Source organism: Nitrobacter vulgaris (genome assembly GCF_031453995.1).
In the GTDB taxonomy this organism is placed as follows: domain Bacteria; phylum Pseudomonadota; class Alphaproteobacteria; order Rhizobiales; family Xanthobacteraceae; genus Nitrobacter; species Nitrobacter vulgaris.
The window spans coordinates 15,163-31,397 of record NZ_JAVDPZ010000038.1 but is presented as its reverse complement, the minus strand read 5'-3'; the positions used below and the strand labels follow the sequence as shown (position 1 = coordinate 31,397).

Below are 16,235 nucleotides of genomic sequence, written 5' to 3'. Positions count from 1 at the left end.
CTAGGCCCTTTCCTCCGCATCGCGAGGGGGACGTTACACACTCGCAATTCAAGCTCAAGCCGCAGCATTGCCGCAGCAGGCATGCGCTCAGCGGGCGTGGGTTGTCCGTCGTCAGGTAATTTGAGACTGATCAGGCTTTTCGTGAAGAGAGGCTCTTCTCTTTTCGGCGTGTTGAGGTCAAGTGCCTTCGAGCCTTCCGTCTCACCGATTGATCTCTCTCGCGGGCCTCGCTTCTCTTCGGGATTGGCTTGTTAGCCCTCCCAGTATGGGATCAGAAAGAATGAAGCGGCACAATCTGACTCGCGTCCTGACAGCAATGCCGCCGGTACAAGAGCCTCCACGAACTCACTTCACTCACCGTCCCGCGAGGGACATCGTCCGCCGGTGAGCGGAACCGTACTTTTACTGACTGACTGATTCAGATGGCTGTTTGGGCGACCTCCCTTGTCCAATGGAACTTGGTGTCGTCGATCCATATCCGGTGCATGACGACAGCAAGGCGGCGCGCCAAAGCGACGATAGCTTTCTGCTGGCCGCGCCGTTTGGCAACGTTCATTGCCCACGCTTTCAGCCAGGACCATTTCTTGACGCGGGTTAGCATCACCTGGGCCGCTTCGTAGAGCAGCGTGCGCATCATCCCATCGCCGCAGAGCGAGATGCGGCCCACCCGCGTGCTTTCACCTGACTGATGGAGCGCCGGTGTCAGACCCAGCGCCGGGCCGACGGCTTTGGAGTTGCGGAAGCGTGACGGCACGTCGATGGTGCTGATGAAGGCAAGCGCTACCACGGGCCCGACGCCGGTATTGTCATCAAGCGGCTGCAAACGGCATCATGCCGGGTCAACGCCAGAACCTTCCGATGTAGCCGATTATGTTCTTCGCGCAACTTGTCGCGGGCCTCCAGTAACGGTTCGATGAGCTCGGCCAGATCAGACATGCCTTCGAGGAGATCGTGAATCCTATCCCTGAATTTGACCGTTCCGACGACGCCGACTTTGAGCCCGAAATTGCGCAGCAGGCCACGGATATCGTTCTCAATTGCAATCGCCTTCTCCTGAAGTAGCTTGCGAGCGGTCAGCAGGGCACGTCGCTTCTGACTGGTCGGCGTCTTGACGTGCACCGGCCGGAACAGGTTAACCCGCATCATCTGCGCAATGCCGCGAGCATCATTACGATCGCTTTTGTTGACCTGCGCCTTGAGGAATGCCTTGGTGTGCCGGGTCTCGATGCAGATCGCCGGTAAATCCGCCATGGCGAGGCCTTCGAACACCCATTGGGACAATGGCCCAGCTTCAAGCCCGATCCGAACGATCTGCCAGGCGGGATCCTTCAATGCCCGCACAAGATCTTCAGGATGGGTAGGAACCTTCAGCTCGTGGCAGAGCTTCCCAGCTTCGTCGACGATGCACACCGATGTATCTTTTATCGAAAGATCAAGTCCGGCATAATGTTTCATGCTGCGCTTCCTTCCCCGATGCTTGTGGCTGCTTCGCACAGACCACGTTTATCATCAGCTCGAAGCGCAGCACCTCCATGCTCACCGTCGAAGATGAGGCTCAAGCCGAATACCCCATCTGGCTCATCCGGGCTGGAGTTTAAGCGGCCTACAGCCGATGCTGCAAGAGACGGTTTTCGGAACACACAGGTCGCCGCCAAGAACAATCAATAAAGCGGCTACTTGGAAGCTCCCCAGAATGAGTTAGTCAATCGAAAAGAGGGTGTTCAGATCTGTGCGAACGTGATATAAGTAGCACTGTTAAGTCACTACTATTGCCGGCCAAATCATTCGCGGCTGGATAGTTGATAGGACATGATGTCGGACCGTCTTGCGTCCGACGTCCGAGCGTTTGTTTTGGCGTTGACCCTAAGGGGAACCCATATGGCAGACGATCAGCCGCTCGGCACCGCACAAGCTCGCCCGTCGGGAACGACATATTGGAACGAGGCTCCTGCGCCCGACGTGGAAATCCCCACAAGGATCGGCGAAACGGCCGGGAGCACCAAGCCCGTTGGTCGCGAGGTGAGCCTGCGAGCATTTCTGTCAATCTCGGTCGCAATCACAGGGGTGTTGGAGAATGATCTCCCGGCCCGGATCGAGCAGACACTGCCCACGGGCGAGAAGCAGCCGCTCTATGAAATTTTCTACGATCGTGTGCGCGCCGCCTATCCGACGGAGCTCGTTCGCCTCCTGCAACTGTGGGTACGCCTTGATCCCAGTCAGCCCGATGCGGCAAGCAAGCTTGCTGCCGAACTCGGCAAGACCGGGGACGCTGCGCTTGCCCTCCGGCTGGCGGCCAGGCAGATCGCCAAGATCTGGTTCCTTTCCACCATTGATGATCCACAAGCTGCCCTGGACAAGGAAAAGGGGACGAGCCGATCGCAACTCGGCGGAGGCCTTGGACAGTACCAGCTAGCGGTCATCTTTCCGCTCATCGGAGCGCCTGTCTCGGGATATTCGAACCTGCCGCACGGCTACTGGAGCGAACAGCCTGCCAGCTTCTTCAAGTGAACCGATCATCCCCGCCACTCAGTCGCCACTCCCAAACGAGGGAACATGCCATGTCTGAGTATGATGTCATTATCGTGGGTTCAGGCGTTGCAGGCGCGATCTGCGCGGATCGCCTTGCGGCAGCCGGCAAGAAGGTTCTGATCCTTGAGGCCGGATCAAACGGCATAGGCAGCGCGCAACGCGAGCAATACCGCCGGGTGTGGGATCCCAAGACACCGAAGTCCTGGAATACGCCCTATCTCGACGATGTCGGTCGCAAATTTTACCCAAGTCCCAGCACCAATGACACGAAGTATTTCGATCAGCCCGCGGTGGATCCGGCCAATCCGAACGATGACGCGACCTCGTTGCGCACGTTCAAGGCCTACTACCAGCGCCTGCTTGGGGGAAGCACGTGGGCATGGCGGGGCAACACCCCACGCATGATGCCGAATGACCTGAGATTGGCCTCGATCTACTTCCCGGACGGCAGTTATCCCGACGGCGCGGATGTTGCCGATTGGCCTGTCAGTTACGAAGAGCTGATGCCCTGGTACCTGAGGGCGGAGGAGGAATTGGGCGTTGCCGGCAATGCCGAGGAATGGGAGCAACTCACCCCCCGCGACGGCGTTCCTTACCCGATGCCCGGGCAGCCGAAGAGCTACTCGGACAAGATCCTTGTCTCAAGGATGGGTGAACTGAGCGTGGATCTCGATGGAGAGAGCCTGCCTGTGCGAGTGTTCACCATGGCGCAGGCGCGGAACACTCGCCCCTATCAGGGCCGGCCTGCTTGTGAAGGCAATCACAACTGCATTCCGCTCTGCCCGACGCATGCGAAATACGATGCCACCATCCACCTCCGGCAAGCCGTTCTGAAAGGTGCCGAGATCAGGACGGCTGCGGTTGTGGTCAGGGTGGCTCAACGCGGCGACGACGGCCGATGGGAAGTGACGTACAAGAACTGGCGGAGCGAGAGGCCGAAGGAGAGTTCGGAAACGGTCTTGGGAGACCGCGTCATTCTTGCCGCGAATCCCATAGAGACGCCGAAGATCCTCCTGATGTCGCGCCTGGGAGGTCCGCATGGCCAACCGCAATCGGTCCCCCAGTCCATCCCGGATGGCGACACAATTGGAGTTCACGTTCAAGGGAGCGGCTCGGTGCGCTTCCTGGGGATCGACTCACCCGAAAAGGCGTTTGAAGTTCCTGGATCGGGCGGTCAGATTGACCTGGGCTCGCCTCAGTGGGAGGCCTACCTCCACCGATCCGTTTCAACCCCAGTTCGGCCCTTTCGAACTTGAGGAGCCCCTCGTCACGCACCTGCGCGGCCGGATTGGTCCTGGAGCGGGCGTGAACCATCGTCTCCACGCTGGCAACGCCGAACAGGCGCTAACCGCGTTGGTACAGTCGGACATGGCGGCCCTTGGGCAAGACACGAATACATTCGCCTACTTCGTGTCATTCGAGTTTGAGGTCTTCGATTCGTTTGGCCGCTTCCTTGCGTTCATCAACCGAAACCAGCCTGCGCCCACCGATCCGGGCCCGAGGCCTTTGACCTACAATGCGCGAATGCTCGAGAGCGGCGCGGCCCTGCCGTACTTCATCTGGCCGAACGTCGATCCGTTCCGCAAGGCCAGATCGCTTCTCGACGCGGTGATCTCTCCGGGAGAAGCGAACAAGCTGGCCGAATCGACCCCAGCGTTCAAGCAAGCGCGCGACTTCGCCCGCAAAGCACGCGTCAACGGAGATGGTGTGTTTGTTCCGGCTAACCCGCTTCGCTTCGAGGCTTTCGAGGTGCGGTATCTGGGTCGCCGCGAGCAACCCAACCGAGCCATTATCGATCTGAGTCGCAGCGACAACGTGATCCTCCGGCCCCAAAGTTATTTCCGAATTCCAAACCCCGAGGACCGGCTGTTTATTCCCTTGCCATTCGTCCCACTTTTTGTGGCTCGTGGGTGGCGTCTTGAGGGGTGGGCCTAATGCACCGGACGTGGAAAGTGGCATCATCTCTTGGAATCTAGCCAATGCCCAATCCCTCAACTGGCGCATCGTTTAGTCCTCTGGATGCGTCAGAGCATTTATCGGCAAAGTGGATCCGGTTCGCCACTGAAAAATGCGGCAAACCAAGATGAGAGATGATCCGATCCAAGGAAAAACAACTCTGATAATTCAGCTGTCCTTATCGCAAATCAAATCCGGGTATATTGATGATGCAGTCCGCCCAGGATCGGATGCCAGATAATGCGTCCAGCTGTCTCGGCGGCGCGTGACATCGGCGCGTCCTTGTTCAATGATCAGTGAGTGCGCGTGCCGTTGTAGCAGCTCATGTACGAGCGCAGCACGTGGCGCAGATGGCGTTCGCCGAATACCACGATATGATCAACGCATTCCCTGCGGATCGATCCGATCAGCCGTTCTGCATACGCCTCCTGCCAGGGTGAGCGAGCGGACGTCGGACGATCGCGAATGCCGATGGATCGAACGCGGCGGACGAATATTTCGCCGTAGACGCCATCGCGATCCAGGATCAGGTAACGAGGGATTTGCTCCCAGCCACATGCCTCCGTCAGTTGGTTGGCGATCCATTCGGCCGTCGGATGCGCGGTGACCTTTTTCAGATTGTTCTCAGCGGATTGGTGGGAACGCTAGGTCAGCTCCTGGTGTTCCTTCGCGGTTGGTTTGATCTGAAGGCTTTACCCATTTCATCCCAAGCACCTGGCTGTAAGCGTGCCACGTGCTTTCAAGGCCCGTGTCCTCCGGCTTGGCCGGAATGGACATTGCTCACCGGCAAGTGGTGAGCGGCGATGATCAAGGACATTCTAATGACGCTTCCGACGGGCAATAGGATGCGCTGTGGCGGTCACGAGTCTTTGATGCACACCTCACGAGCATTGCGGCTGTGCTAGACCGGGGCAGTGCTGGATCGCTGTTTGATTGTGAGACGGTGCTCGATGATTATCGTCCCATAAGGTGGGCAGCCGCTGAAGCTGCTAAGGTCCGTTTCGGAGAGACCGGCGTTGAGGTATGTGACGGAGGGCGGGTAAGCCGACTGCGAATGCCACCTAGATTTTCTGCACGCCTGAGGTGCCCTGCTTACGGCCACCTTTTATCCGTTTAAAAATCGCCGGTATTGAGTCAACTAGATTACTGTCGCGACTGTCGCGCTGGGGTGCCCGAGACTGGCGCTAGTAAACGCAGCGACAGTTACTAGATATCTCGGCAGAGCAACCCACTGCGAGAGAAAAATCATGGCAGATGCAACTACAGCAGAGTCTCGGAACCGTCCGGCGAAAGGCGAGACAAGAATTAGAATTGTTTTGGGAGCAATTCTGATCAGCGCAACATTGCTTGGCGTCATCGAGCTGGCGTCAGCCTTGTACTGGGCAGATGGGGGCGCTCCCCCTGCTGCAGTAAACGATACAGTTATCAGGAACTGACACACTTCGTACAATCAAGAGATCCCGCTCCGGCGGGGTTTTTATATTGGGAAGCGACTGCCCCAACGTTGGCCTTTGTTCGGTGGTCTCGTTCTCTAAAGAGGTCGGCTTGTAGTAACCCTCGTTATGTCGCTCGCTTGCAGGCCGCTTAAACTCTAACCCTGATGAAACACAGCCTCCCTTCGCGAAAAGCCTTCAGTCTCAAATCATCTGACGACGGACAGTCCGGAAAAGACGCGGCCGAAACTATAGAGCGTGTCCAGAAAACGATTAATCGGTGGGCCGACCAACGTCTCTCTCGGTTAGGCCTTTTTTGCTCACTGAGTTGGTCCTGTACAGGATAGAAATCCCTGGTTCCGGCCAGCCATGTTGAGAAAAACGCATGAAGAAACCGTCCTCGCCCGATTCATCCGTGACAGGGTTGAGGCTCGACCCTGTGGTTGCGATAAGCTTCGCTGTTGCGGTCATCTTCTTTGTCATCAGCGGAGCAGTTGCGTACTTCAATTTCGAGGCGATCAGGGTTGGCAACGAGAATATCGCCCAGTCACATAGGGCGATCATTGCACTGGATGAGTTGCTCTCGAGTGTGCAAGATGCGGAGACGGGATGGTCTGCCCCTATGAGGTGGTCCGGTTTCAGTCTTAATGCATGATGGGCTTGGAGCTGCCCCGTTTTGTGGTCCAGATGTCAGGCAATTTCTCGGGCTGTTTGAGTTTGTCGTGCGAACTCGTTCGGCGTCAAGTTGCCGAGCGAGGTGTGGGGCCGATCATTGTTGTAGTGGCACCTCCATTCCTCGATCCGTTCGATAGCGTCGGCCATCGACAGGAACCATGAGGCATTCAGGCACTCCGCCCGGACGCGACCGTTGAAGGCCTCGCAAAACGCATTGTCCGTTGGCTTTCCGGGTCTCGAGAAGTCGATCTCGACGCCATTGTGATAGGCCCACTGGTCGAGCATCTTGCCGGCGAATTCGGGGCCGTTGTCGCAGCGAATGGTCTTTGGTTTGCCGCGCTCCCTTGCCAGCCGCTCAAGAACCTCGACGACCTGGAAGGCTCTGAAGTTCGTTCTCGGCACGATCGCAAGTGATTCTCGGGTGTGGCAATCGACAACGGTCAAAAGCCGGAACGGGCGGCCGTTGAATAACGCATCTGACATGAAGTCCATCGCCCAGCAGTGGTTCACGGCGGCGATCTTTGGCCGATCGGAACGATAGCGCCAGGCCCGTTTGCGCTTCGGCGTTTTTGTCCTGATCGACAGGCCTTCTTCGCGATACAGCCGGTAAGTGCGTTTGCAATATCGTAGACCTTCTGCAGATGGAATACGACCTCACGTCGGACGGCGGGCCTCACCAGGTTGGTTTACCTGGTCTCGAGAAGTCCAGCGTGACGCCTCGTTGATAGGCCCAAAGATCCAGATCGCGTGACACGAACTCGGTGCCTTGATCGACCCGGATGGTCGCCGGGAATCCCACTTGCCGGCAGACTTCTTCCAGCACCTCCACAACATCGGCGCCGCGGAAGCTGAACCGCGGTTCTAGCACCGGCGAGAAGCGAGAGAACGTGTCGACGACCGTCAACACGCGCAGCTTCCGGCCCGTTTTCGGCGTTATTCCTCATTGTTCCATCAGCCTACACTCACTTCCCGGCCACGCGCGTCGGGAGACTGCCCGCCAAAAATTGGCGATCTTGCGCCGATGTCTTCTGGTTTGCTTCCATGATCTGGTGTAGAGGGCCTACAAATCCTAGACCAATGCAAGGACCGAAATGGCAGAGGGGAAAAAGCAGAGCACGGTGAGTTCCGGCGTTGCAGGACTAGATGAGATCCTCCGAGGCGGCTTGCCGGCTTCGAACCTCTACATTTTGCAAGGTGATCCTGGTTCGGGCAAGACTACGGCGGCACTTCAATTCCTGCGGGCGGGGGTAGAGGCAGGCGAGCGTTGCATCTATGTCACTCTTTCGCAGACCGCGGCTGAGTTGGAAGCCATCTCGCTATCCCATGGGTGGACTCTCGACGGGATTCGCATCGAGGAGCTGGCTGCATCCGAAGCAGTCAACGGTACAGCCGATCAAACGATTTTCCAAACTGCCGAACTTCGGCTGGATGAAACGAGAAAAGTAATCGAGAGCGCGATTGAAGAATATAAGCCGCAAAGATTAGTCTATGACTCGCTCCTCGAAATCAGATTGATTACCGGCGATACGCCGCGTTTCCGACGCGAGCTCATCGGCTTCAAGGCTTTTCTGTCCCAGCGCAAAATAGTAGCGCTATTACTTGATACGCAAAACCAGGTTTGGCAGCACGATGGCCAGGAGATCGAAGGAATCGCCCATGGCGTTATCCGCCTTCATAAATCGCTCGAAGATTATGGCGCCATCAGGCGGCGCATCGAAGTCAGTAAAATGCGCGGGGTGGCCATCGCTGATGGCTATCACGACATGGCCATCCGCGAGGGCGCAGGCGTAGTAGTTTTCCCTAGGATCGTGCCGGGCTCGGACGCCCTCCCTGTGAAGCCGCGGCTCATCAAGTCCGGCGTTGCAGCGCTCGACGAAATGTTTGGCGGGGGACAGGAGTCCGGGACCATCACGTTGGTGATCGGCCAGTCCGGAACCGGTAAGTCGACGATGTCATCGCTTTACGCCACCGCAGCATTGCAACGCGGTGAAGGCGTAGCACTATTTCTGTTTGAGGAGCGATTGGAGACCTTCTTTCGGCGATCGGAGGGTCTCGGGATGGACCTTCGGCAGTTTTATAAGGACGGTCAACTTGTTATCTATGATTTCAGCCCCAATGAGATCTCGCCAGGTGAGTTTGGGCAGATAGTCCAGAACGCCGTCACCCGCAACAAAACGCGCGTGGTGGTGATCGACAGCTTCACGGGCTATTTGAATTCACTGCCCCATCGCGAAAAGGCCGTACTGGATATTCAGTCTCTTCTGAAGCACCTCGCTCGGTCGGACGTACTGACAATACTAATTGTCGCTCAGCATGGTCTGCTGGGACAAAATGTTGGGATCGATGTTGATGTCAGCTTCTTGGGCGATACGGTGCTATTACTACGCATAGCGGAGCACGAGGGCAGGCTAAGGCGCAATATCACGGTTGTTAAGAAACGCCACGGCCCCCACGATCTGGACGTTCGCGAACTCATCATTGCGTCCTCAGGCGTTTCCGTCGTGGCTTATAATCCGTTACCTGAGACGTGAACGGCTCCGATCCAAAAGAACTCGCGAGCCTCGATTGGGTACTTATCTTCGCACCTTATCGAAAGGACGCTTCATACACGGTCTCACTGCTCGAAGAGCACGATATTCGTGGGCAGGCGGCGACCGGCGCCGGTTTGGCGGAGATGCTTGCTGAATCGCCCGGTGCGATCGTCGTGACGCACGAAGCGTTAAACGCCGATGTTATCGCAACCATCGCGAAGTTCTTAAGGGATCAGCCGAACTGGTCCGAAACTCCCATCATCGTCTTAGTGGATCGAGCAGCATCCTCAGCACGTATCCAGGCGGCTCTCAGTGTAGCTTGGCCGCGGTCCCGGCAAACGTTCTACCAACGACCGGTGGCGGCCCTCGCGCTGATAAGCGGCGTCCAGGCTGCGCTCCTGACCAGGTTTCGCCAGCGCGAACTTCGCGATTATCTTGAACGGGAAAGGGAACTTCGACTTGAACTCAATCACCGGGTAAAGAACATTCTCGCCAGCGTGATATCGATTTTTGAAATGACGCGGCGAGGAACAGCCACGATCGAAGATCTTTCGAACGATTTTAGAGGCCGGCTGACTGCGCTATCTAATGTTCATTCGACGGTTTTTTTAGCTGGAGGAGAAGAGGTGTCGTTAGGAGCTGCCGTCAATTCAACGCTCGCGCCCTACCGATCTGATAATGCGAGCGGCATCCATATTGACGGTCCTGAAGTGCTTGTTTCGCGGAATGCGGCCACGACCTTGGCTCTTTGTCTTCATGAACTGGCGACAAACGCGATAAAATATGGTGCGTTGTCCCAACCGAACGGGCACGTGCTCTTGAAATGGGAGCTTTCGTCTGACGCGGATCCCCTTCTGATGATATCTTGGATTGAAATCGGAGGGCCACCCGTCGTTGAGCCATCCCGGGTGGGATATGGAACTCGGTACATCCGTTCCGCTTTAAATGGTCTGTTCGGAGAAAGTCCCAAACTCATCTTCGCTCCTCATGGCCTGCGATGTAGCATACACGGACTGGTTTCTCGTCTTTGCCCAAAGCAGTGATGTCCTAGCGTTGCAATTTTGTCAGACACTCCTTCTCCCCTTCGCATATTTTATCTCGAAGACAATCCGCTCATCGTCCTTCATGTGGAACACATGATCGAGGATCTCGGCTATATCTTTGCAGGTTCGTTAGGTAGTTTTCCGAGCTAAAAGCTCCGCCGATGAGCTCGAGTTGGATTGCGCTTTGATGGACATCGACGTCAGTGACGGTCCTACTGGTCCTGCGGCGGCGGGATGGCTTCTTGTGCGAGGGATCCATCGATTTTCGTGACCGGTCGGGAGCAGACTTCTGGTCAATTCGACACGATATCGCTAGGGAACTGTGGGCAAGCCACTCCCCTTGCCGCTACTCGCCAAAAGTCTGGACCTGTTCGTGCAGTTTAAGAGCTCGAAACGCTGAAGAGGCATGCGCCAGGTCAAGTGGGCGCAGCCCCCCATAACACCCGGGGGGAAGACGGCCGGGCTAATGTCAGTGAGGCGGCTTCCTAATCAACCGGCGACGGTCGCAAGCTCCAGCGCGACCGGACGATCTCGCGCTCAACGGCCGCGTTGCGCACGCTCGGGGCAGAGTAAGCCGGGGAAGATGCCGGGCAGGGATGGCAGATTCGACCTGGCTATTCATTGCTCTAAACAGACGCCTGATCACGTCGACGTTCATTGTCATCGAATAAGCAATGCGTTTCAGCTTTGGGCAGAGGTATCGTCCCTTGCTTCTTTGATGCTCGTCTCCAGCGTTAGGTTCATCGCTCTGAGTCTTCGGCGAGCTTGGCGAATGCCTGGCGCTGGTGCGGGTCGGTGGCGAGCCTGTAATGAGGACGCAATCCTCAGCATCGTCTCTCAGCTTTGGAGCCTGTTCAGAAGGTCCTTCATGGAGCGGACCTCATATGCCTCCTCATCATTCAAATGGACCTTGTCGTTGGGAATAGATGAAAGCTTGTATTCGCCCGGCCACCCCCTCCCGAAAGTCGCATCGCCCAGCATGGAGGGGGGCCGCCACAAAACCCGCCGGGCATGGGGGGCCGCGCCCGGGGCTCCGGACAATCGCGGAAATGGTGCTGCCACCCGAGACAACGAAATAGAAAACCCCCGCCGCACGCCGATCCTGCCAACACTAATGCTGCGGCGATGGGAGGCGCGCGCGCGCTTTCTCCGCGGCCATTGTCTGGGCTATGAGTTGGCTGAGCCATTATTTTAAGATCAAAGTCGCAGCGGCTGGACCATCTTGCGTACTCTCGCGGCTGTCGTCCGCAATCGCCCATCATGTGTCACTCACAATGGACCGTCCTGCCCCGGCCGGATGTACTTCCAGGGCGGTGGCTGGCTTGACTGGGTGTTGGGAATCTTAATTCGAATTCCGCAGAACCAGTCAAGAAGCAGTTAATGATCACTCAATTCACGACGAAGCAGCGCGATTTCGCCTCGTAACGCGGCAATGTCTTGCGCACCGGCCACTTCCGCCTCCGGCGCGACAGCGTCGCGTCCAACGAAGAATGAAGCAAAGCTTGCGGTGATGTAGCCGAACACCGCGAAACCGTAGAGCGAGAGGAGAAAGCATAAGAGGCGGCCTTCCGCCGTTTTGGGCCAGAACTCCGAGCCAAGAGAGGTGAGCAACATGCCTGTCCACCACAGGGCATCTCCGTAATTGGCAAAACCGCCTTCCACCTCCGCTGCCGGTTCGAAGGCGAGCATGCCGCCAGCCCCAAGCACTGCGACAAACGCAGTGAGCATGAGCACGTATCCCAAGCCTCGGCGTCCCAAGCTCGCCCTCAGCGCGTTCATGCTACGGTTCGCCGTGCCGACGATTCGCACCAGTCTCAGTCCGCGCGCGGCGCGGGCAAAACGCAGTATCCGAAACACGCGAATGAGACGGAGTGCCGGCGCTAGGAGGGCCAGGACCGACACCCAATTTCCTTTTAGGAATGCGAGCTTGTAAGGCGCAAGGGCAAAACGCACCAAGAACTCGATGATGAACACGATCCAGATGGCGGTACCGAATACCTCGAGCAAACGCGACGAGCCCCATACGAGTTCGACGACAACGATTGTTAGCCAAAGGAAGCTAAGCACCATCATCGGAATCCGAAGCCAAACATCCAATTGCTCAAGTACATTCAGGCGGTCGGGTTCACCCGATTGGAGAACCGTAGCTGTCGTCATCTGTCCAGTCATTACATCTCCCGTAAGTTTAGGCACTCTCGCGCATTCCCCGCGTTCAACGGAGTGCCTAACAGCCAATCGTCTGTCATATGACGCCGATCAGAGTTGAACCATGTGCGGCGTTATTAGATGAAGAAAATTTTTAAGTGAGCGCTGCCACTGACGTCGTCGAATAACCGGAAACGTCCTGAATGCTGCAGGCGCCAACGCTTACCTTGCGGGGAATGTAATGGATTGTGACGTTGCCAGGACGCTGCGCTGGATCGCCGGTGTTGCACTCGCCCTCATCGTCCTCACAATGACTTTGCAGGTATTACTGCTTGTCTTCGCGGGGGTGCTATTCGCGATCCCGCTCCGTAGGGCAGCGGATTGGCTCGCCAAAAAGTCCGGCGTCAGCTCCAGCTGGACCTTGGCTGCTACATTGATCGTCATATTCGGTGTGATTGGGGCCGCAGTCTGGCTCCTCGCACCGGAAATCGCTTCGCAGTCCCGGGAGCTCTTTAAAGAGGTGCCCCGTTCCTGGGAAGGCCTCCAAGCCAGCATAAGCGGCTTAGTAGGCGACGGTCTGGTCGATCAGGTTTCAAGCTATTTCAACGCCGGAAAAGGAACAATGCGGGGGCTGCTCGGAAACCTTTTCGGCGCAGTATCGGGCACCGTTGGGGCGGTTGGCAGTGGTTTTGTCATTTTCTTCATGGCGCTCTACCTCGCCGTTGAACCTGGCATCTACCGGCGTGGCCTGATCCACCTTGTTCCTCCACAAAACCGATCCCGCGCAAATGAACTTCTTAACCAGATCGGAGAGACGCTCCTTTGGTGGCTCATCGGAAAGCTGATCTCGATGACACTCGTCGGCGTTCTCACCTATGTTGGCCTCCTCGTTCTCGATGTCCCTCTTTCATTATCTCTCGCACTTATGGCTGCGATTCTCGCGTTCATTCCAAACTTCGGGCCCATTCTCGCTGCTGCTCCCGCCATCCTCCTGGCTTTGAGCGATGGGTTTACAAAGGCTGGATGGGTGATCGGACTTTACCTGGCTGTCCAAACGGTGGAGAGCTACTTTGTTACCCCCATCATTCAGCAACGGACAGTGTCACTCCCGCCAGCCTTCACCCTCGCCATGCAAATAGTCGCAGGCGTACTTGCCGGCGTAGCGGGGCTGGCGCTCGCCACTCCCCTTGCGGCAGCTGGCCTGGTGCTCGTCCGTGAACTCTACGTCAAGGATACTTCGGGGCAGCCGAAAACTGCCCCCAGTTCATAAAGGAATATCTCGCCCTCAACGGCAGGGGCATTTATGCGATTCGCTGCATCCCACCGAGCCTTCAGAATCTGGCAGATAGTCTGATTGCTCCCGTCCTGGGGCTCTTTCCGGACCGCTCGGAGCAAACTAAGTCGCGAGTCTCGTGGCTGACCTGTGCAATCTGCCTCGGCTTCATCTGACTTTTTGACGCGAATGTATGCTGCGGACCATTTCGTGGCTAATCCGAGTGCTGGATCAACGATGAGAAAGGCGTCGAGCAAAACTTCATATACATGGCCGGTCGGTAGTGCCTCGGCCGCGGAGCTGAGTTGCAACGAGTGTGTGGCGCCTTCCGCGTGTCCGTGAAAATTCCGTCAGCTCGAGGGTTGCAGAAGTATGGAGCATCTGCCGCTGGGACATGATGATGTGATCATGAGGCTTCACCACATTGTCAGGCCGGCTTCGATCGCCCTCAACCACTCGCCGATACAGAAAAGATAAATGGCGTCATGCCGCGAAGGTTCGCCTTGTATCCCCTTCACGGGAACCCTCTCGACGGTTGGCTGTTGACCTCCCGCAGGAACGGCATCCGCGTTTGGTAGTGATGAAGAGAAATCTCCGGATCATAGAAGACGCAGCGGGAACGCGACACGAACTTAGCGTCGCAGGATCCCGACCTGCGAAGTTTTAGAAACTCGCGCCAGCGATCATTTATGGAAGAAGCGCACAGTGGACAAGTTCCAAATCCTTCCGCACATTCTTGCCCTCGGCGGCGCCTATGCGTTGGCGTTACCGATCGGTTGGGATCGCGAGAAGGAAGCACGCAGCGCCGGCCTTCGTACCTTTCCGCTCGTTGCCCTCGCGAGTTGTGGATTTGTCCAGGCGACCGAAACGTTTCTCACAAACTCCCCGGAAGGAACGGCGCGCATTGTCGAGGGCCTTATTACCGGGATCGGCTTCATTGGCGGCGGAGCGATCCTCAAGCAAGGCAGCTCCGTTCACGGCACGGCAACGGCGGCGAGCCTGTGGGCCACGGGAGCGATCGGGACTGCCGTCGGACTTGGCAGTTTTGACGTTGCGGTTACCATTGCCGCGTTCACGTTCCTGACGCTAAAATTGCTTCCGTTGGTGAAGAGCGAGCACGATCCTGAGCGCGATGGGTCGCACCACCAGTGAGTTTCAAAAATGAACCCATGACAAGTGCTCCCGATCACTGGCTGGATCGCACCGGCGCCTTCAGAAAAACGACGGAAATCTTGGTCCACTGGTTGGAAACTGTCCGGCGGGCCTTCGTTGAATTCCTGAAGATGCCGACCTTCGTTATCGTTGGGTTCCTGATGCTTGCCGCAGCTATGTACATCCTTGACGAGGCTCGAATCGTCAAGGACGTACAGACCTCGAACGCAAGGTGGGGTGGACTGTTCAGCGATGCTCAGACAGCACGCGATTTTCTCGGCGTAATCGCAGGCAGCATCATCACTGTGACATCGATTACGCTTTCACTGTTATTGATCGCCGTGCAGCAAGGGGCTGCGTCGCTGACTAGTCTGGTCTTCGACCAATTTCTGCGGCGCCGGGCAAACCAATTTTATTTTGGGTTCTTTATCGGGGTGGCGCTTTATTCGCTCATCGTTCTGTCCAGCATCACCCCCTCCCATCAGCCGGTCTATGGTGTGATGGTCGCCGGCGCGATGACCTTGGCCGCTCTCTACATGCTGATCATTCTGATCTACACAACGATCGACCAAATGCGACCGGTCGTTATCATCAAATCCATCCACGACCTCACGCTTCGTGCACGTGAATGCCAACTCGGTCTACTCCGCAGCACCCGACGGTCGCCCCGTCTGCAGGGAATTGCCCGCGTGGGCGTCACGGCCGACCGCGGGGGATTTCTGACGCGGCTCGACGCGGCCGCCATCGCCAAGGCCGTCACCGAGACTGAGATTGAAGTCGTTATCTTGGTTTCGATTGGCGACTATGTCGCCTTCGGCGACACAATCGCCGAGATAAAGATGGCCCGGGACCATGACGTATCCTCATTGGCGTTGGAGATCCGGAAAGCTATTGCATTGGAGGAACAGCGCGATCTAGACGCTGACGCGGCGTTTGGCGTCGAACAGCTCGTGACGATCGGCTGGACATCAATCTCGACCGCCAAATCCAATCCCGGCCCTGGCCTTCTGGCGATCTGGCATCTGCGCGACCTCTTGGCGCACTGGCTGCAATCGGATCCGTCCTTCGGCTGCCCCGAAGATGACGCTGCCGATCCGACGGCGTCAGTCGTTTACGTCGACAACCTCGCTCGGCAGTTGATGAGGGGGTTTGAATCGTTTGCGGTGGTCGCCTCAGAATCGATGCAGCATCAAACCGTCGCAGAGGTCTACCGGACCTTTGCGATCCTGTTTCACCGCTTGCCACCGCCTCTCCGGCGGCAGGCGGACGATCTTCTGCTGCGCTCACTATCGGGGCTCGGCGATCACATCCTGACGAGTGAACTTGAAACGTCCCTGATAGCTTTGACAGTCGCGTTGAACTTGGACGGCCGGTCGCAGTGCGCCGGGGCAATCGAGGCCGCGCAACACCAACTTGAACTGAGCATCGGCCGGCTCAACTCGCGCTCGACCCGCACTAAGGCCCGCGGCGAGCGGTCGCTGCCGAGCGATTGAGGAAG

At 57.2% G+C, this 16,235-nt stretch carries 11 protein-coding genes and 3 pseudogenes; 9 read left to right on the top strand and 5 right to left on the bottom strand.

Annotated elements, in window-relative coordinates; translation table 11 throughout:
- Positions 1-418: 418 nt before the first annotated feature.
- A pseudogene (locus GGQ85_RS17595) lies at positions 419-1,455 on the bottom strand (IS110 family RNA-guided transposase).
- 423 nt (positions 1,456-1,878) lie between these two features.
- Between GGQ85_RS17595 and GGQ85_RS17590 the strand changes: the two are divergent.
- The 3 genes from GGQ85_RS17590 to GGQ85_RS17580 are packed head-to-tail and all read left to right on the top strand — an operon-like array spanning position 1,879 to position 4,464.
- Positions 1,879-2,508, top strand: a complete 630-nt coding sequence (locus GGQ85_RS17590; protein ID WP_309775625.1) for a hypothetical protein — start codon at positions 1,879-1,881, stop codon at positions 2,506-2,508.
- A 50-nt stretch (positions 2,509-2,558) separates the two neighbouring features.
- A complete protein-coding gene (locus tag GGQ85_RS17585; protein ID WP_309775624.1) occupies positions 2,559-3,785 on the top strand; it encodes an NAD(P)-binding protein in 1,227 nt (408 codons plus the stop codon).
- A gap of 49 nt (positions 3,786-3,834) precedes the next feature.
- Positions 3,835-4,464: a hypothetical protein gene (locus GGQ85_RS17580; RefSeq protein WP_309775623.1), complete on the top strand. Its 630-nt coding sequence runs from the start codon at positions 3,835-3,837 to the stop codon at positions 4,462-4,464.
- Positions 4,465-4,778: 314 nt separating this feature from the next.
- Here the strand turns inward: GGQ85_RS17580 and GGQ85_RS17575 are convergent, their stop codons facing one another.
- Positions 4,779-4,952: an integrase core domain-containing protein gene (locus GGQ85_RS17575; protein ID WP_309775627.1), complete on the bottom strand. Its 174-nt coding sequence runs from the start codon at positions 4,950-4,952 to the stop codon at positions 4,779-4,781.
- A gap of 1,351 nt (positions 4,953-6,303) precedes the next feature.
- Between GGQ85_RS17575 and GGQ85_RS17570 the strand changes: the two genes are divergently transcribed.
- Positions 6,304-6,573: a CHASE3 domain-containing protein gene (locus GGQ85_RS17570; protein ID WP_309775622.1), complete on the top strand. Its 270-nt coding sequence runs from the start codon at positions 6,304-6,306 to the stop codon at positions 6,571-6,573.
- Between the two features lie 35 nt (positions 6,574-6,608).
- Here GGQ85_RS17570 and GGQ85_RS17565 read toward each other — a convergent pair.
- Positions 6,609-7,211 (bottom strand): annotated as a pseudogene (locus GGQ85_RS17565) (IS3 family transposase); the annotation flags it as partial.
- Positions 7,212-7,272: 61 nt separating this feature from the next.
- Positions 7,273-7,518, bottom strand: a pseudogene (locus GGQ85_RS17560) (integrase catalytic domain-containing protein); the annotation flags it as partial.
- A 166-nt stretch (positions 7,519-7,684) separates the two neighbouring features.
- On the opposite strand from GGQ85_RS17560, the gene GGQ85_RS17555 reads away from it, so the two are divergent.
- Entirely contained in the window at positions 7,685-9,124 is a 1,440-nt protein-coding gene (locus tag GGQ85_RS17555) for a DUF7125 family protein (protein ID WP_309775620.1), read from the top strand.
- The gene (locus tag GGQ85_RS17550) at positions 9,121-10,167 is read left to right on the top strand and encodes a sensor histidine kinase (RefSeq protein ID WP_309775618.1); all 1,047 of its coding nucleotides are present in this window, start codon (positions 9,121-9,123) and stop codon (positions 10,165-10,167) included. The genes GGQ85_RS17555 and GGQ85_RS17550 overlap by 4 nt, the downstream gene beginning before the upstream one ends.
- Positions 10,168-11,544: 1,377 nt before the next feature.
- Here GGQ85_RS17550 and GGQ85_RS17545 read toward each other — a convergent pair.
- On the bottom strand, positions 11,545-12,336 hold the full coding sequence (locus GGQ85_RS17545; protein WP_309775617.1) for an ion transporter: 792 nt from the start codon (positions 12,334-12,336) through the stop codon (positions 11,545-11,547).
- Positions 12,337-12,553: 217 nt separating this feature from the next.
- Here GGQ85_RS17545 and GGQ85_RS17540 point away from each other — a divergent pair, with 217 nt between their 5' ends.
- From GGQ85_RS17540 to GGQ85_RS17530, 3 genes are all read left to right on the top strand, one after another.
- Positions 12,554-13,582 (top strand): AI-2E family transporter, encoded by a 1,029-nt coding sequence (locus GGQ85_RS17540; protein WP_309775616.1) that lies wholly within the window; start codon positions 12,554-12,556, stop codon positions 13,580-13,582.
- 708 nt (positions 13,583-14,290) lie between these two features.
- Positions 14,291-14,737 carry an MgtC/SapB family protein gene (locus tag GGQ85_RS17535; protein ID WP_309775615.1) on the top strand — a complete coding sequence of 149 codons (447 nt, stop codon included), beginning with the start codon at positions 14,291-14,293 and terminating at the stop codon, positions 14,735-14,737.
- A 17-nt stretch (positions 14,738-14,754) separates the two neighbouring features.
- Positions 14,755-16,230: a DUF2254 family protein gene (locus GGQ85_RS17530; RefSeq protein WP_309775614.1), complete on the top strand. Its 1,476-nt coding sequence runs from the start codon at positions 14,755-14,757 to the stop codon at positions 16,228-16,230.
- Positions 16,231-16,235 lie beyond the last annotated feature (5 nt).

Excerpts from the sequence above, each read along its gene's own strand:
- GGQ85_RS17570 (WP_309775622.1), top strand. The coding sequence starts at position 6,304 with ATGAAGAAACCGTCCTCGCCCGATTCATCCGTGACAGGGTTGAGGCTC.
- GGQ85_RS17530 (WP_309775614.1), top strand. The coding sequence starts at position 14,755 with ATGACAAGTGCTCCCGATCACTGGCTGGATCGCACCGGCGCCTTCAGA.
- GGQ85_RS17590 (WP_309775625.1), top strand. The coding sequence starts at position 1,879 with ATGGCAGACGATCAGCCGCTCGGCACCGCACAAGCTCGCCCGTCGGGA.
- GGQ85_RS17545 (WP_309775617.1), bottom strand. The coding sequence starts at position 12,336 with ATGACTGGACAGATGACGACAGCTACGGTTCTCCAATCGGGTGAACCC.
- GGQ85_RS17555 (WP_309775620.1), top strand. The coding sequence starts at position 7,685 with ATGGCAGAGGGGAAAAAGCAGAGCACGGTGAGTTCCGGCGTTGCAGGA.
- GGQ85_RS17540 (WP_309775616.1), top strand. The coding sequence starts at position 12,554 with ATGGATTGTGACGTTGCCAGGACGCTGCGCTGGATCGCCGGTGTTGCA.
- GGQ85_RS17585 (WP_309775624.1), top strand. The coding sequence starts at position 2,559 with ATGTCTGAGTATGATGTCATTATCGTGGGTTCAGGCGTTGCAGGCGCG.